General features: G+C 48.5%; 17 protein-coding genes and 3 pseudogenes. 10 read left to right on the forward strand and 10 right to left on the reverse strand.

Going from position 1 to position 20,565, the window contains the following annotated elements; genetic code table 11:
* Positions 1-8 precede the first annotated feature (8 nt).
* Positions 9-1,160, reverse strand: coding sequence for a porin (locus AC2A1E_RS20180; protein ID WP_484385243.1), 1,152 nt, complete (start codon positions 1,158-1,160; stop codon positions 9-11).
* A 318-nt stretch (positions 1,161-1,478) separates the two neighbouring features.
* Here AC2A1E_RS20180 and AC2A1E_RS20185 point away from each other — a divergent pair, with 318 nt between their 5' ends.
* Entirely contained in the window at positions 1,479-1,922 is a 444-nt protein-coding gene (locus tag AC2A1E_RS20185) for a YybH family protein (protein WP_484385244.1), read from the forward strand.
* Between the two features lie 74 nt (positions 1,923-1,996).
* Here AC2A1E_RS20185 and AC2A1E_RS20190 read toward each other — a convergent pair whose 3' ends face one another.
* The 5 genes from AC2A1E_RS20190 to AC2A1E_RS20210 form a co-directional block, all read right to left on the reverse strand.
* Positions 1,997-2,710, reverse strand: coding sequence for a fimbria/pilus chaperone family protein (locus AC2A1E_RS20190; protein ID WP_484385245.1), 714 nt, complete (start codon positions 2,708-2,710; stop codon positions 1,997-1,999).
* A gap of 77 nt (positions 2,711-2,787) precedes the next feature.
* A complete protein-coding gene (locus AC2A1E_RS20195; protein ID WP_484385246.1) occupies positions 2,788-5,163 on the reverse strand; it encodes a fimbria/pilus outer membrane usher protein in 2,376 nt (791 codons plus the stop codon).
* A gap of 109 nt (positions 5,164-5,272) precedes the next feature.
* Positions 5,273-5,929, reverse strand: coding sequence for a DUF1120 domain-containing protein (locus AC2A1E_RS20200; protein WP_484385247.1), 657 nt, complete (start codon positions 5,927-5,929; stop codon positions 5,273-5,275).
* Positions 5,930-6,006: 77 nt separating this feature from the next.
* Positions 6,007-6,645 (reverse strand): DUF1120 domain-containing protein, encoded by a 639-nt coding sequence (locus AC2A1E_RS20205; protein WP_484385248.1) that lies wholly within the window; start codon positions 6,643-6,645, stop codon positions 6,007-6,009.
* A gap of 712 nt (positions 6,646-7,357) precedes the next feature.
* Positions 7,358-8,248: a LysR family transcriptional regulator gene (locus AC2A1E_RS20210; protein ID WP_484385249.1), complete on the reverse strand. Its 891-nt coding sequence runs from the start codon at positions 8,246-8,248 to the stop codon at positions 7,358-7,360.
* A gap of 227 nt (positions 8,249-8,475) precedes the next feature.
* Here AC2A1E_RS20210 and AC2A1E_RS20215 point away from each other — a divergent pair, with 227 nt between their 5' ends.
* The 3 genes and pseudogenes from AC2A1E_RS20215 to AC2A1E_RS20225 all read left to right on the forward strand — a co-directional run bounded on the left by AC2A1E_RS20215 (position 8,476) and on the right by AC2A1E_RS20225 (position 10,659).
* The gene (locus AC2A1E_RS20215) at positions 8,476-9,672 is read left to right on the forward strand and encodes an MFS transporter (protein ID WP_484385250.1); all 1,197 of its coding nucleotides are present in this window, start codon (positions 8,476-8,478) and stop codon (positions 9,670-9,672) included.
* Between the two features lie 170 nt (positions 9,673-9,842).
* Positions 9,843-10,147: pseudogene (locus tag AC2A1E_RS20220) on the forward strand (alpha/beta hydrolase); the annotation flags it as partial.
* Between the two features lie 167 nt (positions 10,148-10,314).
* Positions 10,315-10,659, forward strand: coding sequence for a cyclophilin-like fold protein (locus tag AC2A1E_RS20225; RefSeq protein WP_484385251.1), 345 nt, complete (start codon positions 10,315-10,317; stop codon positions 10,657-10,659).
* Between the two features lie 170 nt (positions 10,660-10,829).
* Here the strand turns inward: AC2A1E_RS20225 and AC2A1E_RS20230 are convergent.
* From AC2A1E_RS20230 to AC2A1E_RS20240, 3 genes and pseudogenes are all read right to left on the reverse strand, one after another.
* Positions 10,830-11,162 (reverse strand): annotated as a pseudogene (locus tag AC2A1E_RS20230) (NAD-dependent dehydratase); the annotation flags it as partial.
* 155 nt (positions 11,163-11,317) lie between these two features.
* Entirely contained in the window at positions 11,318-11,644 is a 327-nt protein-coding gene (locus AC2A1E_RS20235; RefSeq protein ID WP_484385252.1) for a hypothetical protein, read from the reverse strand.
* A gap of 116 nt (positions 11,645-11,760) precedes the next feature.
* Positions 11,761-12,717 (reverse strand): globin family protein, encoded by a 957-nt coding sequence (locus AC2A1E_RS20240; protein ID WP_484385253.1) that lies wholly within the window; start codon positions 12,715-12,717, stop codon positions 11,761-11,763.
* 347 nt (positions 12,718-13,064) lie between these two features.
* Here AC2A1E_RS20240 and AC2A1E_RS20245 point away from each other — a divergent pair, with 347 nt between their 5' ends.
* From AC2A1E_RS20245 to AC2A1E_RS20270, 6 genes are all read left to right on the forward strand, one after another.
* On the forward strand, positions 13,065-13,796 hold the full coding sequence (locus AC2A1E_RS20245; RefSeq protein WP_484385254.1) for a hypothetical protein: 732 nt from the start codon (positions 13,065-13,067) through the stop codon (positions 13,794-13,796).
* Entirely contained in the window at positions 13,789-14,364 is a 576-nt protein-coding gene (locus AC2A1E_RS20250) for a hypothetical protein (RefSeq protein ID WP_484385255.1), read from the forward strand. The genes AC2A1E_RS20245 and AC2A1E_RS20250 overlap by 8 nt, the downstream gene beginning before the upstream one ends.
* A gap of 339 nt (positions 14,365-14,703) precedes the next feature.
* Complete coding sequence (locus tag AC2A1E_RS20255; protein ID WP_484385256.1) at positions 14,704-15,030, forward strand: Mor transcription activator family protein; 327 nt, start codon at positions 14,704-14,706, stop codon at positions 15,028-15,030.
* A gap of 57 nt (positions 15,031-15,087) precedes the next feature.
* Positions 15,088-18,306 (forward strand): phage tail length tape measure family protein, encoded by a 3,219-nt coding sequence (locus tag AC2A1E_RS20260; RefSeq protein WP_484385257.1) that lies wholly within the window; start codon positions 15,088-15,090, stop codon positions 18,304-18,306.
* Positions 18,307-18,314: 8 nt separating this feature from the next.
* On the forward strand, positions 18,315-18,890 hold the full coding sequence (locus AC2A1E_RS20265; RefSeq protein WP_484385258.1) for a hypothetical protein: 576 nt from the start codon (positions 18,315-18,317) through the stop codon (positions 18,888-18,890).
* Between the two features lie 37 nt (positions 18,891-18,927).
* Entirely contained in the window at positions 18,928-19,533 is a 606-nt protein-coding gene (locus AC2A1E_RS20270) for a hypothetical protein (RefSeq protein WP_484385259.1), read from the forward strand.
* Positions 19,534-19,665: 132 nt separating this feature from the next.
* Here the strand turns inward: AC2A1E_RS20270 and AC2A1E_RS20275 are convergent.
* A pseudogene (locus AC2A1E_RS20275) lies at positions 19,666-20,403 on the reverse strand (SDR family oxidoreductase); the annotation flags it as partial.
* Positions 20,404-20,565 lie beyond the last annotated feature (162 nt).

A 20,565-nucleotide genomic window follows, 5' to 3' on the forward strand; every position in this document is an offset into this window, starting at 1 on the left:
GTCAGTGGTCAGAAATCGTAACGCATACGCACCACCGTCATGTCACCGAGATTATCGGTGCTGGAGGTCAGAACGTGTTCGACGTCAACACGGAAGCCGTAATCCAGTTGCACCGCAACCCCGAGTCCATTGTCGATGCGCTGATAATCGCGATCGTTGACGTACTCCAGGCGATCCCCCATAAAGTAAGGCATCACCGATTTCACGGCATACTGACCAACCGGCACGGTATAACCTGCCAGGTACTCAATCCCCCAGGCATCACCCGCAAAGTAGTTGGTTTCTGACTGTTTTTTAGTGGTCAGGAAGTTGTTGTACCAACCGCCGCCAAAACTCAGGGTCCAGTTATCCGGTTTCCAGCTCAGCGCCGTCCCGAAGATATTCTGATCGTAAGTGGTGCTGCTGCCATCGGCAGGGCTGCGCATTTCGGCATTGGTATAGTTCCACGCCGTGCCCCAGGTCAGATTCTGTGTCAGATGATAATCCACGCCCAGAGAGCCGCCGCCTTTGCGCTTGTAGCGCAGGCTTTTGCCCGGCAGGTATTCGTCGTCATTGAACAGGTATGACACATAAACGTCGGCATTATCGAAGGTATTTTTGTACTTCAACATTTTGCGCGAACGGTAGGAACCATCGTAATCACCGTTGATCCCGTTGCCCGGCGCCTGGGCCAGCATGTCGTAATCCCAGAGATCGGTTTTGATACCCACTACGTCGTAATACACGCTGTTCTGTTGACCGAAGGTCAGTTGCCCCCAGGTTTTGCTTTTCAGACCGGTATACAACATGCGGCGAGTGGTATTGTTGGCCCCCTCGGCATGGTGGTTGTCCCAATTGAACAGGGCGGGGATATTCACGCCAAGTTCGTAGTAACTGATCCAACTGATGTCATCAAAAAGATAATAATCAGCGGCAAAACGGAAGCGGGTACCGCCGTCAAAGCCATTGCGTTTATAAGAGCCGTTATCGCCATCGCCGGTCATGATGTTGACCTGTGGGCGGATACTGCCACCAACGGTAAAGTTGAGGCGGCTCAGTGGATTACCTGCCTGTGGATCTTGTTTTAGCAGTGTGATTTCAGCTTGGGCGGCGAAGGAAACAGTACCAACAACCAGCGCCAAGCCGATAGCCTGGGTTAAAGAGTGCAATTTTCTTATCATTTTTACCTGACCATACTTACCATAATAACTTGCACCGTTGCGCAAGTACCCCTTTGCTCAGAAAGACCATTTTCTGCGCATTTCCATAGGTTTTCGGTGTGACTGAAAAAATGGGGGGCAGATATAACATAGCGTGCTAAGTAAAAATTTACTTTTCTTGCTAACTAATTATCAGGCTGATGTTCAGAGAGGGGCGGTGAGGTGAGGGTGTATGGATGCTTTTTAATCACTATTCGTTATTTTTATAATATTAACAAAATGTTACCCTGCTGCCTCTTATCATAATCAGGTTCTTTTCCCCACCACGAGGTATGCACCATGCTTACAGTCGGCTACAAAAAAGTCATTGTTATGCTCTTGTTTACAGTCATGGGGAGTGCCCATGCCGCAGACGATCTGAATAGCACTCGTAGCGGTTTTGGCCAAGCCATGGCGGCGCGGGATGTAGAAGGTATTGCACAGTTTTTTGATGAAAAAGGCATTCTGGTCAAGCAGGACGGTTCTCTGGCTAAAGGACGAACCGAGATCAAAGAAGGATTTCGCGAGATACTGGCAGATAAAAATAGGCGTGTCCGGAGCGTTCCTGATTCATCTACTACCGTACAGAATGGCGATATCATTTTACGCAGCGGCCGCTGGCAGCTGATCGATATTAATGGAAAGGTGCACGAAGAGTGGTTTGCCAGCGAGGTATTTCGTAAAAACGCGCAGGGTAAATGGGTTTATTTAATTGATAATCCTTATAACAAACTGCCTGATTAATTAGCCTAAAAACGCCAATGCACCCAGACAGGTGCATTGGCGGATGTACAAATTCAGATTCTCTAATGGTTAAACTATTTGCCGACCGGCAGCGTGACCTCTGGCAGTTTAAAACCATAGCGGCTCAATGGCGTGAGAGTGACCGAGGTCGGGGTGCCGCTAATGGCAAGCCGTTTGGTCTCGCCGGCCTGCAGATAGTAATTCTCCAGTGGAATCACCTTATTGGCAGGCAATAAAGTGATCTGTGGTGCCAAACGGATAACGTGTTTCCCTGGGTTGGCCATCACCAACTGTTGCCCTTCGACGCTGAACTTCAGGTCTTCCCACGGGGTTTTGCTCTGAGCAACAGAACTCGGTTGTACGATAAACCCGATATCCTGGCGGATAGGCATTTTGGCGCTGTTATCCGCAGCCTGGTTGACCCCCTCAAACGAGGCTTTCAGCAACACTTCGTGAGTGAGTGGCGCGCCCTTTTTCAGCACAAAGTTAACCTGCTGGCTTTGATCGGCATCGATACGGGTGATCGGCGGCGAAATCAGGATCTGTTTGCTGAGGTTACCGCCATCCAGATCAATCAGCTTGGTCACCAGTAACAATGGCGCTGAAGAGGTATTCTGAATGTTGAAGCTGACTCGGCCTTCGCTTTCATTCAGGATAATGCCGGTGCTTTCCAGCTTGAATGAAGCCTGTGCAGGAGTAACCATCAGCAGTGAAACCAATAATCCCAGCCCGAGCAGGACGGATAACAGGAGCTGAGGGTGTGCATTTTTTCTGCTCGTTATAGACATAGTAAACCTCACGATGTGTAAACAGAACTTGTTTTAAGTGTAATCCCTGATAATAAGAAAAACAGGGACGGGAATAATTAGCGACAAATCGCTTCAGAGACTTCGTATAACGCGTTGGCGTCGAACTGGGTTGGGGCTTGATAATCGACCAGGCATTCACTCTGATTCATTGCTTTGACGCGCAACGGTTGGCCGATATCATCATTGGTCAGCATCACGTTCCCATCGCCGATCACGGTGCCCATAAATTTGCCGTTGCCGTTCAATACCGTTGCGCCAACGGGGAGCGCAGTCCCCGTGGTATCGCGGATGGTCAGCAGCAACTGGCGGGTTTCGGTTACCGTAAAGCTCTTGCTGGCAACCGAACCGCGCGCCAGTGCAAAATCGGCGGTCGTGCTGTTCAGCCTGATATTCAGTGGCAATGTTTTGGTATCAATCTGCGCGGTTGCTGTCGTATAAGGTTGCAGCGCAGGCAGAATGGCCTTGCCGGAGCGATTGGTCAGGGTCGCACCGCTGCCAGGAGCCTGCACGCGCAGATTGCCCTGCTTGGGAATGTCGACAATCGCAAACGTATCTCCTATCGCTTGTGACGATGTCGCCACGCTGCCGTTGGCGTAGGCCATGGCACCACTGGCTGACAGCGAAACGGAGCGGCTCTGGTTAGACGACTGTGATACCCCGGTGGCTAATTGAGCGTAAGGCGTACGCAAGTTAGCACTACCGCTGACGCGTTGCTGACTTTCTGAACCTGTTACACCCACCGAATAGCCACGGTTTTCCCCCCAGCGGCCTTGATAGGTGGAGCCCATAGACAGAGTATTATCCACTTGCTGTATCCGACTGTTCAGTGTCCCCTGGCCCAGTGGCAACGACAGGCTGGCATACGCCGACTGGCCGAAAGCGGAGGATTGCAGACTGAGACTCAACGTCGCATTGCCCCAACGCTGGCTGCTGGATAGCGTATGGGCAATATCACTGTCGCCATTGCGATAATACTGATTATGCGAAGCCACATAGGAGAACGCCCCCCAGCGTGGATGCGCCCAGGTAATGGCAGCACTGGTGGCATTACGCAATGCCTGGGCGGCAGGATCCTGACGATAGGCGAAGCCACTGAGTGCGTCATCCGCGGTCAGATAATCCTCTGAACGGTAAAGTGTGGACAGGGAGGTAGAGACATTTACCCCCAAATGGGCTTGAGCCTGCAGATCCAACTGATAACCTTGCCGGTTATCTTTACCCCGGGCATAGCCGACCCCGCCACCCACCCAGCCGCGTTCAGTTCCAGCGTAGCTGCTTTTCATCACCAGGTTTTGGTATTCAGACGACAGCAACCCACCGGTTGTCGCCCGCTGGCGGCTGACGGGGCTGAAAGCCAGTTCACCCGTAAGCAAAAGTGGAGCATCCGTGGGCATATCTGCCGTCGCGTTAGGATTGCGATAACGCCCGAGCCCCAGTTGGTAGCTGCTGGCTTCCTGATAGGCATTGATGTCCAACGCATTGGTTACAGAGAAACGCTGCCTGCGGCCATCTTCTTCGATGATCTCGACGTCTGCCGGGATGCCATTGGAAAAGTTGCTGATGTTACTCAGCGAGAACGGCCCTGGAGCGACCACGGTACGGTAAATGGTGCGCCCGCGCTGGCGGATTTCGACGGTGGCGTTGGTATTTGCGACGCCCTTAATCGGCACGATCAATTGTGAAGCACTGAACTGTGCGCTGTCGGAATAGAGTTGTGCGCCGAATAGTGGTAGACCAGAGAAGGAGTCACTATTGCTGCCGAACTGACCAAGTTGCAATACTGATCTGAGCGATTCCACAGCACGCAACGCTGAGGTTTCCTCGGAGGTGTAACGGCTATTGCCCAGGCCGCTGGAGACGCTGCTGCGGTTGCGCACTACCCAGTTACTGAGGTTGACGCCAGGCTCAAATAGCCCTTGGAAAAAGCGCAGGTCGGCGTTGTTACCAGAAATTTGCTGACCGAACAGGTTATAGTTGAGCAGCAGAGCGTGCCCACCGTACTGAAAATCGCCCTGTTCAGGATCAAAAGCTTCTTCGGGCAGCATCAACTCCAGACGGAACTGCCCAGGGTAGGTTCTGACCAGAGCAGTAGGCCATAGTGTGCTCAGTTCTTCACATTCTGAGGCGAGCTTGGGCTGGCGAAGTTTCAGGGCAACCAACAGCGCATTATCAACGCAAAGTTGTCCGTCAGCGTTAAAACGCGCATCGACGGTATAGGAGCGAGCTGCATTGATCTGAATATTGACGGTATTAACGCCGGGAAGGAAACGGGCTTCTTTACCAAAGAATTCGGCAATATCGGCCGTATAGCCAAGTGCAGCTAATGTTTTAAGATCAAATTCCGGGCTCTTTTCATTCGCAGCTTTACTAATAGCGGGCAATAATAGACACGCTGATATTAACGAATAAAACGAGACACGCAACGTTGTCATTCTGGTGCTCCAGTAAACCATTACCGTCAGATAAAGTGATAAAATAAGATGTGGAATAAATAGCGGGCACAGGATGCTGTGCCCGAAAAATTAATTCGTAAACCGATGATTAAATGGCGAAGGAAAAGTTTATCGTCATTGAGCCGTCAATCATGGAACTATCCGTTACCGGGCCGTTCATAGTAGCCGTGCTGGCTAATACCGGGATAATACGCATATCGGCGGTAAATACTCGCCCGGCGACAGGAACAGCATTAGTATCGGACCAGCCATAACGGTTAGTGGAACCAAGGAAATAACCGATACCTGCTGGCGCAGCGGTTAATGTTGAAGAACCTTTTGCGCCGTAATATATCGATCTAGCGACGCCGTCAACAAAGCCATTACGCATCGAAACGGTATAATAACCGATCTTGCCCGTTCCGTTGATATAACCCAACCCAAAGTTGGTGAGGTTTGGCGCAGTTTGGCTGGCCGTTGCTGCCCGGTTATCAGTTGAAGTGATGCTGAGATAGGTCTGTGAGTCGCAGGTCACACTCCAGGTTTTGGTCATTGATGCCAACGACGTTGTGGCACTGGCTGACACCAGGGAAGAAGACAGTTTACCCAGGTCATAAACGCCGTTATCAGGTGCGGCAACGGTGCAGGTGGGAATATCAATACTCCCTTGAACCTTGAGTTCTGCCGTAGTTGCTGCAGCCTGAGCATTCACCACTGTCAGCATGACAGATGGCAGCATGGCGAGGGCAATAAGGTGTTTTTTCATAACAAAATAAAATCCAAGTCAATTGAGTGCTGATAGTTCAGGTCGTTGCCCGTCATGGGCGGGCAACTCTGTCTGGATTAGATGCCGTAGGCAAAGTTCAGCGTCATCGAACCGTCGATAGTGGTGTCATCAGTAATCGGGCCGTTCATGGTGGCAGAGCTTGCCAGTACTGGGCTAACGGTGATGTCAGTAACGAAGATCTTACCGCTTTTTTGAGTGTTGGCTGTTGCTGTAGCCCAACCGGAACGCTGACCGGTAGTGATGTTTGCCGTAGCTGCCGGGGTAAAGGTGGTTGAGTCAGAAGTAAACAGGCTGGAAGCCACGCCATCTACGGTGGCATTTTGCATTTGTGCGGTGTAGTAACCGATTTTCCCGGTATTGTTAACCATCCCCATGCCAAAGTTGGTGGCAGCTACCGCGCTGGAGGAGGCCGCACGGTTATCTACCGGTGCAAAGTTCAGGTAGGTTTCTGCATCGCAAGTAACCGTCCAGGTTTTGGTCATCGGAGTCAGCGCGGTAGTTGCCGCCGGCTTGATCATGGTGGCAGACAGTTTGCCAAAGTCATAGATGCCATCATCAGGGCCTGCCACAGTACAGGTTGGAACGGTCAGTTCACCGATAACTTTCAGCTCTGCAGTTGGGGCGTTAGCGTGAGCGTTTGCCATGGTCAGCAGCAGGGTTGATAATGCAGTTGCGGTAATTACGTGCTTTTTCATAAAACAAAAATCCATATCATGATGTTAATAACAACGTGTTTGGTTTTATTTGCTTGTTAATATTGGCAATATAAAACCGTTAATAAAAGTTGACGGCATACATTCCATCAACTCTTGTTATTAATGGGTTTTCCCCATTAAAAATGTTAACCGAGAGAAGTGCTTGGTTTATATATTGGAGCCAGTGCGGTTGTTTTGTGAGTGGTTGGCTTTTAGCAGAGCACACACTCTTTCTGTTGAAAGGAATATAAACGCTGTAATGCTCATATTGCTCACATTAAATAAATACGCTGTTTTGGCGATGCGGCGACTATAAAAACTTTTCTTATCGCTGAGGAGATATTTTTTTGTTTTGTGTGATGCTTTATTTTGATGTGGTATGGCGGGGATTTTTTCAAAAACAACAAGATAGGTTGTTTTTGGCTAAAACATATGCTGCATTAAAAATGCATTTTATAGTAAAAAAAGAAATAACACTAACAAAAGTGTGGACAAAAAATATGGCTTGATAAGCTTCATTTAGCCGCTGAGACGAAAATATAACCAAGTCTGCGCTTTGAAAAATGGATCGAGGTCAAGTAAATCAGAATTAGTAGGATTTTTAACGATAGATTTTAGCTATCCTTTTGATATTTATTGGATTTAAAAACCCTATTGCCAGTTTTATTGGCGAGAAATTTAGCTGGCAAACGGGTGTTGACGACCTCTTTGGCTAACTTCGGTATCGCAGCGCATCAACAACTAACGAAAATGCGGGGGAAGGCTGCTTTCTGCTGGGATAATAAAGGTAATACCCAGGGAAAGGGGCACACCATTCCTCCAAAATGCGTATCAGGCGCCCGTCTACTATATGCGAGCCAAATTCTTCTTCCGGTAGAAATGCAATGCCCAGTCCGGCTACTGCTGCATCGACCATATGGGCTGACGTATTAAAAATCAATTGCCCGTCGACACGCACATTGACTGGTACCCCTTGGTGTTCAAACTCCCAGACATAGAGCCTACCAGAGGCTGTCATACGCATATTGATGCAGTTGTGATGAACCAGATCCTTTGGTGTTTGCGGCTGCGGATGATGAGTGAAATAGTCAGGGGATGCCACAGCTGCCATGCGCAATGGTGGGCCAATTGGGATTGCTATCATATCTTTATCAATGGTATCCCCTAGCCGGACGCCGGCATCAAACCGGTCGGCCACGATATTACGGAACCCGTGGTTGGCATCAAATTCCAATTTTATATCGGGATAGTTGCGCAGTAAGGAGGATAATTTCGGCAGCAGCAGGGAATGCAGAACATTGGGTCCACAGGTGATACGCACCGTGCCAGCGGGTTTATCGCGTAACGCCGTCAGCATGTCCAGTTCTGCTTCAATCTCATCAAAACGATTGCCAATCGCCAGCAACAGCCTCTCTCCAGCGGCAGTGGGGGAAACACTGCGTGTAGTACGGGTAAGTAGACGGATTTTTAAACGATTTTCCAGACTCGTGATCGCCTGGCTCAGGGCTGGTTGAGTGACGCCAAGCTGCGCAGCGGCACGGGTAAAACTACCTTCGCGCGCGACTGCCATAAACGAGATCAGATCATTAAGGTTACGTTTCATCTTATCTCCTTGCCGGTATTTATAATCATGGCTTATAAGCCCATTAAGTATTCATTAGCTAGTCAGGATACGTCACGTGTGTAGAATTTTCATCAACGGGTAGCGCAAGGCGGGTCAATGAATTCCATGTCCGCATTCCCTCATTAATTTTCTAATACTTGAGTTTTACTCCCATGAGTAAAGACACAACTTTGGCTTGAGCACCGGAATAAGAGAGATAAGGCGTTATGACCCCATTAGTGAATGAGACTTCGGCCCGACAGCCAACCACCTATTGGAGCGGCGTGCTGGCAATGACTCTGTGCGTGTTTGCTCTTGTGGCATCGGAGTTTATGCCGGTCAGCTTGCTGACCCCCATCTCCCGCGAACTGGGCGTCAGCGAAGGTTTAGCGGGGCAGGGGATTGGGATTTCAGGTGCGCTGGCGGTGTTGACCAGCTTGTCGATCTCCGCACTTGCCGGGAATATTGACCGTAAGGTTCTGCTGCTGGGCCTGACGCTGTTGATGGCGCTTTCCGGCATGATTGTCGCGATAGCGCCTGATTATCTGACCTACATGCTAGGACGCGGATTACTCGGTGTCGCCATCGGCGGCCTCTGGTCAATGTCAGCGGCGACGGCGATCCGCCTGGTACCACCGACTCAGGTACCGCAAGCGCTGGCCATTTTTAACGGCGGCAATGCGTTGGCGATGGTGATCGCCGCGCCGCTTGGCAGTTATCTCGGTGCCGTCATCGGATGGCGTGGGGCATTCTTTTGTCTCGTCTTGGTGGCGTTAATCGCCTTTGTCTGGCAGTGGTTCAGCTTGCCTGCAATGGTGGCGGCAAGGGACGGCAAGCGTTCAGGTAATATTTTGCGCCTGTTGAACAATCGGTTTGTTGCAACCGGGATAGCGGCCTGCGGCATCTTCTTTATGGGGCAGTTCACGCTCTTTACCTACGTGCGGCCGTTCCTGGAAACGGCTACCCATGCCAGTGTTTCTACGCTGTCGCTCACGCTCTTGATCATTGGGGTTGCAGGCTTTATCGGCACGCTGCTGATCGGTGTTTTTCTGCGTCGTGGATTTTATCCGACGTTGATTGTCATTCCGCTGCTGATGACCGCGATTGCCGGGATGCTGATCGCGTTTGGTTACAACATCGCGATCGTTATACCCCTTCTCGGCATCTGGGGGCTGGTAGCGACCGCCGCTCCGGTCGGTTGGTGGACCTGGGTTGCCAGAACACTGCCTGATGATGCGGAGGCAGGCGGTGGGCTGATGGTTGCGGTAATACAGCTCTCTATCGCGCTGGGTTCCACCCTTGGCGGACTGGCGTACGACCACAGCGGTTATCAAAGTAGTTTCGCCATCAGCGGCATCCTGCTGACGATCGCGGCCATGCTGGCCGTATTGGCATCACGTAAAGACCCTAAACACACTGCATGAACAGGGGTTAATGCTCTGAAAATGCAAGCCATTGATGTGTTCAGCCTTTGAACCTAAGAAGTTCCTCCTCCGGGGTCGTGGTGAATGGGCAGGTACGTTCTACCTTCTGTGGCGTAATTTATTTTTTAACCGAGTGGGCTGCCACCCGCTTATCCAATAAGGATAGTGTTATGAGAACCTTGACTATGATGTTAGGGCTGTTAATCAGTTCGTTTACTGTAACAGCAGCCGATATGTCTCAGGGGGCAGATAATTTTTACAAAAGCGATAAGGTCACCCAGCAAAAGGTGACTTTTAAAAACCAGTATCAGATGGATGTCACTGGCAATCTGTTTATGCCAAAAACATCAATCAGAACGCCAAAAATCCGGCGATTATCGTTGGTCATCCTATGGGGGCGGTGAAAGAGCAAAGTTCTAACCTCTATGCGCAGAAGTTGGCAGAACAGGGTCTTGTCACGCTGGTTATCGATCTTTTTCAGCAATAATCTGAAATAAGGGGAGGCTGATTTCAACATTGCCTGGGGAGAATACGGGTATGAAAGGCCACCGCAGGAGTATCGTTTTCGTTTCGCTTATCATTGCAATGATTGGATGTTCTTTTGTCAGTTATGCTTACTCACAATCTCATAAGGAACATGGCATGAAGATTCAGATGAAAATTAACGGACAACGCTATGACATTACGCTTTACGATAACCCCGCGGCCAAGGCATTTGCTGCACAGTTGCCTATGACGCTGGAGATGACGGAGTTAAACGGTAATGAAAAATATGTAGAACTGCCTCATACGCTGCCCACCAGCGCGACACTGCCCGGCACCATCCACAATGGCGACCTCATGCTGTACGGCAGCCGGACATTAGTGCTGTTTTATGCAACGTTTAAGTCATCTTACGCATACACGTCCGTTGGCCGTGTCGATTCGCCACAAACCCTGGCTGAAACCATAGGTAAGCAGAACGTGCGGATCGAGTTTTTTAACTAATAACAGCCAAAGTGAAAAGGCTGTAGAACATCCCCTAACAGCATCAGCATAGTAAGGGTTACAGCGTCAACACAACCTCGGTGCGGCAGTTGCAAGCAGGCTGTGGGGGGGGCATGTTTCTGCCTCCCCACGGGGGGTACGTTTTCTGGAAGGTGAAAACCTGCAGTTGCTTACGGGATCATCTTCTCGGCTTTTAATTTATCGAACAGTTCGATAAATGAGTCGCGAGTGCACTGATAATCCATAAATCCTGCTTTTCGGCTTTTGCTGATGTCGGTAAATACCTCCATCGGGCGGCCCAGATCGGCATCGGTATGCCACCATGACGCCAACTTATTGACATCCGCCTGTTTCAGAGAGAACTGTTCGGCGATCTTTTGCCACTGCGCAGTGGCCTCATGCATCCTGCCTTCCAACGGTTGTATTTCACCGCTGAATGGCACTGGCTCTATGCCAAAGTAATGGGCGATTTCTCCCCACATCCACTTCCAGCGAAACACATTGATAAGGAGTGAGATAAATGGAGTAGGAGGAGCGCGATAATTACGAAAAATACGGGCAAATAGTAAAAAATATCGTGATGGGGATGTAATTCTTTTTCATATATTGAAAAACACAAAGCAGAGAAAACGCCGAACTTAGCGGCGTTTCTGAAGCACTATTTTTCAGCGGTAGAACTACATTTAGAAACTTTCAGTACCTCAAGCTGGTTTAACCTGTCCTGAGCCTTTTTTCTTGCATCAGATTTAGCCATCCCATTACCAATACCGAAGTCTCCAAGAGCACCCAGTACAGTTCGACCATCAAATTCTCCCGTCCGTTCAATTTCTTGCTGTACACTTTTAACTCTGGCTATGTCCTGTTCAACCCCTTTACAGTCAAGAGTATTGGCTTCATCTAAACTTAATGGAGCTGCCACAGGATACTGTTTTGTTGCACACCCCGAGATGATTAGCGTACTTATAATAAATAACTTCTTGAGCATTCCTTTTCTCCTAAAATGAAAAAATGTCTTAATTGAATATATACTAACAAAATAAAACTTAGCAAGGCTGAAAGTTTCAATATTCAGCCTCAAATTTGAGTAATTCATAGACTTTATTAGGTTAATGTGTTTTCTTTTCCCTCTTTAGCCCAGTCGGGCACTGGGTCGTAAGCCACATATTCGGGAAGGTTGAAATTGCTGCGTAAATCTCGCAATTTCGCTTCTATAGTATTAAGTGCCCCAATCATGTAGTGAGCGTGTTGTTTTCCGGTACGTTCGCTATTCTCCAATAAAGAATTAAACCCATTCTCAATATTAGCAAGTTCAACATTAGTTACTGAGAAAACAAAAATATTAATTTCTTGAATAATCTCATCGGATTCTTCATCTGGTTTTTCGCGCGCAACGCGTTGCCGTAGCTTGAAATTCAAATCCTCTTTTTCTGTAATTAACTTGCTGACTTGCTCTCTCTTCTCAGCTACACTTTGGCGGCTAATTTCCAAGTCAGTTTTAGTATTTTTCAGTTCGTTATTTAAAGCCTCTTTTTCCTTTATGTGTTTAGCAATTAATTCCTCGGCTAAATCAAGTAATGCGATTTTATCACCTTCTTTAGCAACTTCGATTAATGCTAATTGCTGGTCTTCAGGTAACTTTCGATATTGGCGTAATTCACGGTAGCCGATACCCATGCGAGACATAGATTCGAGGGCTTCTTCGCCAAAAATCTGGAGATTAGCTATTGATTCATTAGCATGCTCAGGTGTGTACCCTAGTAAGTTACAAAATTCCGCCCATGTACCTGAAAACTCAAGACCGTCTTGGTTTTTCTTTCCTTTAAGTTGTTGATAAAGTTTATTTTCCTTAACGAACGCCATTTTTGAAGTCAAGACTGTCTTGGAAAATTTCGCAAAAGCTTCAGCCATTTGAGCCTGACCAAGAAGCTGGTTCAGCAGATCGCGCTCATCATGAAACTCACTTTGAAGTGTCGCCATGAGGTTATGAGTTGCTTCCAGTTCGGGTTTTAGTGTGGCGTCTTGCTCTAATGGTATCGGTGGGTTTTTCTTACGGCCCATAGGGGTTCCTCTTTGTAGTAGTTGCCTGGGTAGACGGAAAAAATCACTTCAAAATACCTCTATTTATTAACTCCTTACGGAGTGTTCGCTTCATCCAGCCAGCTATAGAATCATCTCCATCCTGCTTTCTTGCCTCTTCTATCGCATCACGTAATTCATTGTCCAATCTAAGTTGAAAAGGGGCGCTAGCTTTCTTTGTACTCTTTTGTATTGACATATGCATTATACCTAATTACATTTTAATTGTCATTTGATTGTATATCACATTGAATGACAAAAACAACAAAGCCCGGCAGTGTTGGAGCACTAACCGGGCTTCTAACCACTAACGTTAAGAGGTTAACGCAATGGCTAACAACGATTCTAACCGCTTAAGCGCGGCTAACCAAGGTGCAGGTCAAGTTCTACGGTATTTCCCTGAATTACTGCCCGAGGTTGGAGAGCACTACGTACAGAAAGATGGCGGTATGGTAGCTATCATCAAGGAACGAACCAGTGGTCGCGTCGTTTTTTCCTACGAACAATACCCGCTAGCTAGCCACGACTACTCACTCAGTAGCTTTGTTCGTGATTTTAATCGGCTAAAATCACCAGTCTCAAGCGCCACGAATGAAGTCGAGGGTTCCGTTCGTTACGTGATCACCCCTGAGAACCTCAAGTTCTACTGTCGTCAGTTGTGCAAGGTGGCACTGCGCTATGCTGATGAAGCTGAAGTTCTGGAGCTAACCAGTTGTTTCGAACAGATAGCCTCATTGATGGTCAACGGCAATTTTGGCGTAGCGGCATCAATGCCAGCAAATAAGCGTAGTGACTATTGCTATGAGAGTTGCAAGATTGTCACGCGCCATGCCACCCCCAGTGAGCTGAATAAAATCAGTCTCGTTATTGAAATATTTATAGCCACCATGCTGGCAGGTAACTACCGTCCTGGCCTAAATTCTGCCGCCTATGAGGTTTATAATAAGTACGTTTTACGTGATAGAGCAATTAACAATATTGTCAGTCAGAAACTTGATGAAATAGCGCGGAATGGTTCTGTTAATCATTCACCACGTATGGGAGGTAATGACTATGAGTAATATTATTAACATTGCTGACCATAACGGTGATGAATTTCAGTCAATGACTGACTTCTCTCAAGGCTGCAATAATGATGTTCTTTATGTGAAAAAAAATTCTAGCAGCAAGGATTTATGGGAGGCCACCATCTCAAGAATGACGGCGGTTAAAAGCCTGCTGGAATTTGGCAGTGTAGCAACACAAGCGGCCAAGAGTGCTGAAAGTGAAGTCTCCATGCTGACTGATTCGGCACTTATTCTTGTCTCTGATGCAATTTCTATTCTTAACACGCTGTATGGCACTTTGGGGGGCGTAAGCCCAAGTGAGGATGAATCTTCAGATTCGCAGGATTGGGTATACATTTTGTCCGAGGATGATGCTAACCGGCTTGAGGATGTCAAGGATATTGCGAATATGTTTTGTAACCTGTCAGGTAAATCAACAGGAACAGAAACCATTGAATTAAACGGTGACTCCTTCTGTTCAACGATGGGCCGTATTTCAGACAATATTGGTGATACCATCAAGAACTTGCCCAGGATGCCGCTTTCGGTGGCGATGAGTCATGCTCTCAAAGATACCCACTGATGTTGCGACGGCGTGGTGATTAGATCGCCACGCTAACCGCTTATCTTCCCTACTTGTAAAAACGCCTAAAACGCCCATAGTGGCGTTTTCTGCTTTTCTGGCACCGACATACACTTTTAAACTGATATCCGTATTGTAATAGCTTCTAATACGGTTGCCGCGCATTTTAGATAGTCTGGTTAAACTGCCCACACTAGCGGCATATTTTTCACACCTTCTTTTCCTTCCCAACCATCCAGCAAATTTAATCCGTGTATAAACGATGGGTGTTTTATACAGCGATAAAGTATTCGCACATCAATCAACAGAGTGTTGAGTATGAAAGTTAGAAATTCGCCGATGGCATTAAAACGCTATGCCCTTTATGAAGATATTGCTACGTATGCTGAAAAACTCGCAATAGATAATGGTTTGAACTCGCAGCAATGCCAGCGCTTTGCCGATGGCATTGTCGAGGTTATTGCCCGTGAGTTTGGTGGGCAATTAATCTCATTTCCCAAAAATCTTGGCAATGAAAAAGAGCTTCGAGATTTGGAAATTTATCAAAAAAGGCAAAGCGGCATAAGTATATGCAGATTGGTTAAAGAGTATCAACTCAGCACTGGTGCAATATACAAGATATGCAACAGGGTTGAATCAAAATCACACGCACAGCCAGAAGGATAATGCATCATGGCTACAGGTAACTCTACGCTTAACCTTGCCTTGCGCATTACTGCCGATATGGCGGAAGCCAAACAGGCGCTTACATCACTGACCGGGGATATAAAATCCAGCGGTGAGGCAGTAGAAAACAGCCAAGGCCAGTGGCAATCTCTGGTGGTATCGCAACAGGCTGTAAGCGAAGCTATACGGCAACATACCCAGTCTCAGCAAGTGCTCAACAGCGAGTTGAATACCTCTGTGACGCAATCCCAGCGTGCGGCTCGTAGCGCTGAAGAAGTGACCGCTGCCTGGAATGCGCAAAGTTCCCGCGGTCATGCGTTATACCAGGAAGAACAGAAGGTTGCCCAGGCTGAAGAGGCGGCAGCAAAAGCGGCTGAAGCACATGCAAAAGAAGTCGACAAGCTGAAGAAAGATCTGGACAGCTTGCTCGGCAGTATTGATCCAGCATCTAAAGCGCTAGGTAAACTGGACGCTCAAGAGGCTCAACTGCGTAAATCGCACAAAGCGGGCCTTATTGATGATGATGCATTTAAGGATTATCTCGGCAAAATCAGCGGGCAACGCGAAGCGCTGGGGCAACTGAGTGAAGGTACTGAGACATTATCACTCAAATCCCGAACGGCGAGCCGGGAACTACGAGTTCTTATCCACCAATTGGCACAGGGTAATATCCGTGATGCCAGCAACAACATTTTTGAACTCGGTAATCGCATGGGCCTGCTACCGCCACTATTCAGTGCAAGTACCCTTGCGCTGACTGGTGTCATTGGCGCTATTGCGGCATCCGGCTACGTTGTGCTCAGTGCGATTTCAGACCAGGATACCTTTAACCGCAGCATTCAATTAACCGGTAATTATTCAGGGGTCACTGCCAGTCAGTTGGAAAAAATGGCGGTGCAAGGCGGCGAGCTCAGTAGTAATTACGCACAAGTGCGCGATATTCTCAACGGCCTTGTCAGTAGTGGAAAATTTACTGGCGAAACACTGAGTTCCGTTTCTCAAGCAGCCTCTGTAATGGCTGAACTTACAGGAAAATCCGCCAGTGAAGTGGTGTCAGAATTTATCAAAATGTCTGAAAGCGCCACGCAATGGGCAGTCAACTCCAATGAGCAATATCACTGGTTAGACGGCGCAACCTACCAGAGAATTCGCTCACTTGAAGAACAAGGGCGTCATGAAGAGGCGATAGAAGTTGCCTCAGACGCCTATAACAAGGCGGGTATGGCTCGGTTGGATGCGTTGAACAGCAAGCTAAGTATGGTGGCGAGCGGCTGGAAAGGTATCAAGCAACAGATGGCCGAGGCGATTCAGACCGCTAAGTCTGGGGTGTTTGATTTCCCTGGATTTGAAACCCCGGAAAGCAACCTCGACACACGAATTAGCCGCCTTAGCGAGGTCATTACACGGAATGAAAAACGGAAAAGCCGATTAAGTGCCGATGACCAGCAACGCCTGAAAGAAAACAAAGAAACGTTGGCCTTCCTTGAGGCTCAAAAAGCTGCCCTTGAGGCCAGTACCAAAGCGGAGACTGAACAGCAGGAAATCCATGATAAGGCTATCGCCGCGGCTGAAAGTTTGAAATCTACCTGGGCAAATAACACCGATGAAGTTAATCGTGAAGCCAATGCCGTTGATGAGCTTAAGAAAAAATATCAGGCTATGTGGGCTGACAAAGGCATGCGTGAGGGCACCGATGGTCTGCTCGACAAGGGAGTCACATCAGATGACGGCATCAATTTCTCAGGCGGTCAGTGGGATATTGATGTGAAAGCTCTGGATAAAACAGGGCAAAAAGCCAAACAGTTCAACGAACAGCTTCAGCGGCAGTTAGACCTGAAAAAATCCAATACCAACGCGGCCAAGGTCGAGTATGAGATTGAGCATGGTCTGTTAAAAAACGCCACCGAAGAAGCGCAAAGCGATGCCCGTGTGCGTGCTGAGTTGCTTGATGAAGAAGAAGCCCGGCAAAAAGCACTCAAAGTCAGTGCGGCATCGGATAAAAAGTCATTTGCCGAGAACCAGCGCTTTATTGAACAGCTTGAGAAACAGGCTACCAAGCACGTTGAAGGAGCCGCTGCGCTGCGGGCGCAAGAAATCGCGACACGTAACCTGACTACCGCACAGCGCCAGTCTGCTGAAGCGGCGAACGCGGCGATCAATGCCCGTGAATTTGCTACTCAAAACGTCCAGTTGCAGTTGGAGTATATGCGGGCTATCGGTGAATCCGCTGGAGCCAGTCTGTTACAGACCAAAGAAAAGTTTGCTCAGTTACGCACCGAGTTTGAGGCTAGTGGTAACACAGAGGGACTGAGTTGGCTTGATAAACTGTTACCGGTCACCGAAACCAAAATTCGTGTCGATGACATGAAGAAACAGCTCGATGATCTGTTTGCCTACCAATCCCAGCAGGAAACCAGCATACAGGCACAAGTCCAGGGTGGTCTGCTGTCTGAAATCCAGGGTCGTCAACGTCTGGTAGATTTGCATCAGGAGGTTGGCAACAAGATCAAAGCCTATCTGCCGCAACTCAAAGAGATGGCTAATCAGCCAGGCGAAGCGGGTGAAAAAGTCCGTGACATGATCAGCAAGCTGGAAGAGCAACTTGGCAAGCTGAATCAGGCTGGTAATGAACTGACGATTGCCTTCCGTGATGGTCTGCAAAGTGGTATCGAAAGCTCATTGATGGGCCTGGCTAAAGGCACTATGAGCCTGTCCGACTCGGTGAAAAACCTGGTACTCAGTATTGTTGACGGCATGGCGAAAATCGCTGCACAACAATTGGCGCAGATGGCTACATCAAGCCTTATGGGGGCATCTGGTGGCTTAGGTGGGATGTTTGGCGCGGTGTTCGCCGCAACGGGTGGACATGTCCAGGGGCCTGGAACATCAACCAGCGACTCCATTCCGGCCATGCTCTCAAATAATGAGTATGTGACACGAGCCGCCGTAGTTCAACAGCCTGGCGCACTGGATTTCCTGCACGATTTTAACCGCCAGGGCATGGCCGCACTTGAGGCCTGGTTGCCTCGCTTCCATCATTCAACAGGTGGTTTGGCCGGTATACCTGCACCATTTTCGACAGAACAAGCGTCATTGCCTGAAATAGTCACAAACAGGCCAGGGATGACGGCTGATCCCAATATCATCTTGCAACAAACTCTGGTTTTAAACCCAGCAGATGTGTATGTCCAAGGAGCACAAACAGTAGCAGGTAATCGTCAGTTCATGACGCAGATACAGGCTAATCTTCCGACACTTAGACAGATGCTTAAATAGGTAAAATCATGCCACAAGTCCGTAATTTAGATATTTTTCGCCCTGGTACATTCACCGCAATGGATGGTAGGGAGGTGACATTCAGCGAGCAACAACTTGCTGAGGTTGCCAATACCTACAATCCCCAACTTTTTAAGTCACCACTTACTATTGGTCACCCGAACGATAATAAGCCCCACTTAGGAGATGTTCTGGCAGTCTATATGCACAATAGCCGCCTGAATATTGCCGCTGAGTTCTCTGAGGAGCTTTTTGATGGCGTCAAGTCTGGCATGTACAAGAACCGTTCGGCCTCTTTCTACTTACCTGATTCGCCGGGGAATCCAACGCCAGGGCGCTTCTACTTGCGTCACGTAGGATTTTTAGGCGCTGCGCTACCAGCGGTCAAAGGGTTATCAGCGCTTAATTTCTCCGTCGCTCAAAGGGTTGCTCCCGTTGATTTCGCCAGTACGGCAACCCCGATATGTTTTGCTGGTGTCCAGGATTGCGATATGTCCGCGCGTATCCCTGTTCGTCAACCTGATGGCTCTGTGAAACAGGCGTTCCTGTGGCGCGGCCAGTTACTTTATCGCGCTGACGTATAACTACTCGCTATTTTTTCTTGGAGTTTGAATAACTATTATGGCTAAATTAAACCCTCTATCAGCCCTGAAAGAAGTCGCCGCTCAAATGATGGGTGTTCGACGTAATTTACAGTCTGATTTATCAGACACACGCAATAAAATATCCTCGCTTGAATATGAATACGAGACTATTAATCAGTCAACTCTTAGTCGGGCCGGCTTGTTGGAGGCATCACTTTTAAATATTGATAATTTGCATAATCAGCTTGTCAATAAAATGAGGGTACGTATCCTGACAACGGCTGAGCGCACGACTAAAGGAGTAGATTATGATGGTGGTGCTGTAACCAGTTTTCTCTATTCAGCACGCAAAGGCGGAAGTCATGGCTATATGTTTGGAAGGGTCACAGGTTTTGATGGCTCAAATCCGCATGAATTAGCACTCCTCTATAACCATGAAGAGATTAAGAGCGTGCTTCGCAGTGCCTTTGAAGGCATTAGTGATAGTGAGTGGCCTGATTGTTCACCCCTCACTGGCCCTGATGCCCTCAATAGAATGGCTGAGATTGAGTCACAGCTCGCAGAATTGCGGCAGCATGAAAGCGAGTTAGTGACAGCGGCAGATAAAGAGGGTGTTGATATCGGTCAAGGCAGTTCTTACTGAAAACATCCTATCAGCAATGAAGTCTGAAGCACCTTAACGGGTGCTTTTTCGTAATTCTTTTTCATATATTGAAATTATTTTCTCATCTAATTATCGCGCTTTTGTGCGTTCAATTATCGCGCGGCACATCAACACATCACCATTGACCACATTGAAATCCTGATCCGCTGCCTGCTTACTGGTTGCCGCCCACAGTAACTGCGACGCCAGCAGACGGGCATCCGTCATATCGGTCACACCATGCCATTGCGCAGACGAACCCGGAAAGACAAATGGCTGCCCGGTTTGTTTGCACAGCGTGGCATACACCGCCAGAGTTTGTCCCATATTCATCGCGTTACCTACTGCATAACCGATAATGGTATGTGGGCGATGCACAGACCAGCTGAAATGGTATTTTTCCGCGGCGGCAAACACTTCATCCTCTTGCGCGTAATAGAAATTATCTACCGGTTGGCGCCCCTGTTCTTCGCGGAATGGCGTGAGTGGCACCTCCCCTTTACCATAAGCATCAAACGGACCAAGGTAGTGTTTCAGACCCGTGACCAACGCCACATGACCCCCCTTCAGGCTACTGCCCAGAGCTTCCAGCACGTGGCGTACCATCGCACCATTAACACGGATATTTTCCTGTTCATTCTCCTGCCGCGCCCAGACGCTGAAGAACACCTTATCGACCTCAATACCCTGCAATGCGTTTTTCACCGCCTTCTCTGAGGTTAAATCCGCTGTCAATGCCGTACAGCCTTCTGGGACTGGGGTGTTGCCACGCGACAGGCCATAAACCTGCCAGCCCTCGGCCAACAGCCTGGTCGCCAGTGCGCTACCCACAACACCGCTGACGCCAACAATCAATGCACGTGATTTCATTCTGTTACTCCTTCGGAGCTTTGAGGTTACGTTTAATGTGAAATTGAACTATTGGCAGGGTTGTCAGTGAAAAATGCAGCTATCGACAACGACCTGATGAGTGATCGGAAAACACGCTACCCGCTGTCCCAGTCTAAGATGGGGCTTGGGTTTAAGATATAG

This window comes from Serratia sp. HNCC26DJ206, from assembly GCF_057180605.1.

Excerpts from the sequence above, each read along its gene's own strand:
- AC2A1E_RS20180 (WP_484385243.1), bottom strand. The coding sequence starts at position 1,160 with ATGATAAGAAAATTGCACTCTTTAACCCAGGCTATCGGCTTGGCGCTG.
- AC2A1E_RS20185 (WP_484385244.1), top strand. The coding sequence starts at position 1,479 with ATGCTTACAGTCGGCTACAAAAAAGTCATTGTTATGCTCTTGTTTACA.
- AC2A1E_RS20190 (WP_484385245.1), bottom strand. The coding sequence starts at position 2,710 with ATGTCTATAACGAGCAGAAAAAATGCACACCCTCAGCTCCTGTTATCC.
- AC2A1E_RS20195 (WP_484385246.1), bottom strand. The coding sequence starts at position 5,163 with ATGACAACGTTGCGTGTCTCGTTTTATTCGTTAATATCAGCGTGTCTA.
- AC2A1E_RS20200 (WP_484385247.1), bottom strand. The coding sequence starts at position 5,929 with ATGAAAAAACACCTTATTGCCCTCGCCATGCTGCCATCTGTCATGCTG.
- AC2A1E_RS20205 (WP_484385248.1), bottom strand. The coding sequence starts at position 6,645 with ATGAAAAAGCACGTAATTACCGCAACTGCATTATCAACCCTGCTGCTG.
- AC2A1E_RS20210 (WP_484385249.1), bottom strand. The coding sequence starts at position 8,248 with ATGAAACGTAACCTTAATGATCTGATCTCGTTTATGGCAGTCGCGCGC.
- AC2A1E_RS20215 (WP_484385250.1), top strand. The coding sequence starts at position 8,476 with ATGACCCCATTAGTGAATGAGACTTCGGCCCGACAGCCAACCACCTAT.
- AC2A1E_RS20225 (WP_484385251.1), top strand. The coding sequence starts at position 10,315 with ATGAAGATTCAGATGAAAATTAACGGACAACGCTATGACATTACGCTT.
- AC2A1E_RS20235 (WP_484385252.1), bottom strand. The coding sequence starts at position 11,644 with ATGCTCAAGAAGTTATTTATTATAAGTACGCTAATCATCTCGGGGTGT.
- AC2A1E_RS20240 (WP_484385253.1), bottom strand. The coding sequence starts at position 12,717 with ATGGGCCGTAAGAAAAACCCACCGATACCATTAGAGCAAGACGCCACA.
- AC2A1E_RS20245 (WP_484385254.1), top strand. The coding sequence starts at position 13,065 with ATGGCTAACAACGATTCTAACCGCTTAAGCGCGGCTAACCAAGGTGCA.
- AC2A1E_RS20250 (WP_484385255.1), top strand. The coding sequence starts at position 13,789 with ATGAGTAATATTATTAACATTGCTGACCATAACGGTGATGAATTTCAG.
- AC2A1E_RS20255 (WP_484385256.1), top strand. The coding sequence starts at position 14,704 with ATGGCATTAAAACGCTATGCCCTTTATGAAGATATTGCTACGTATGCT.
- AC2A1E_RS20260 (WP_484385257.1), top strand. The coding sequence starts at position 15,088 with ATGGCGGAAGCCAAACAGGCGCTTACATCACTGACCGGGGATATAAAA.
- AC2A1E_RS20265 (WP_484385258.1), top strand. The coding sequence starts at position 18,315 with ATGCCACAAGTCCGTAATTTAGATATTTTTCGCCCTGGTACATTCACC.
- AC2A1E_RS20270 (WP_484385259.1), top strand. The coding sequence starts at position 18,928 with ATGGCTAAATTAAACCCTCTATCAGCCCTGAAAGAAGTCGCCGCTCAA.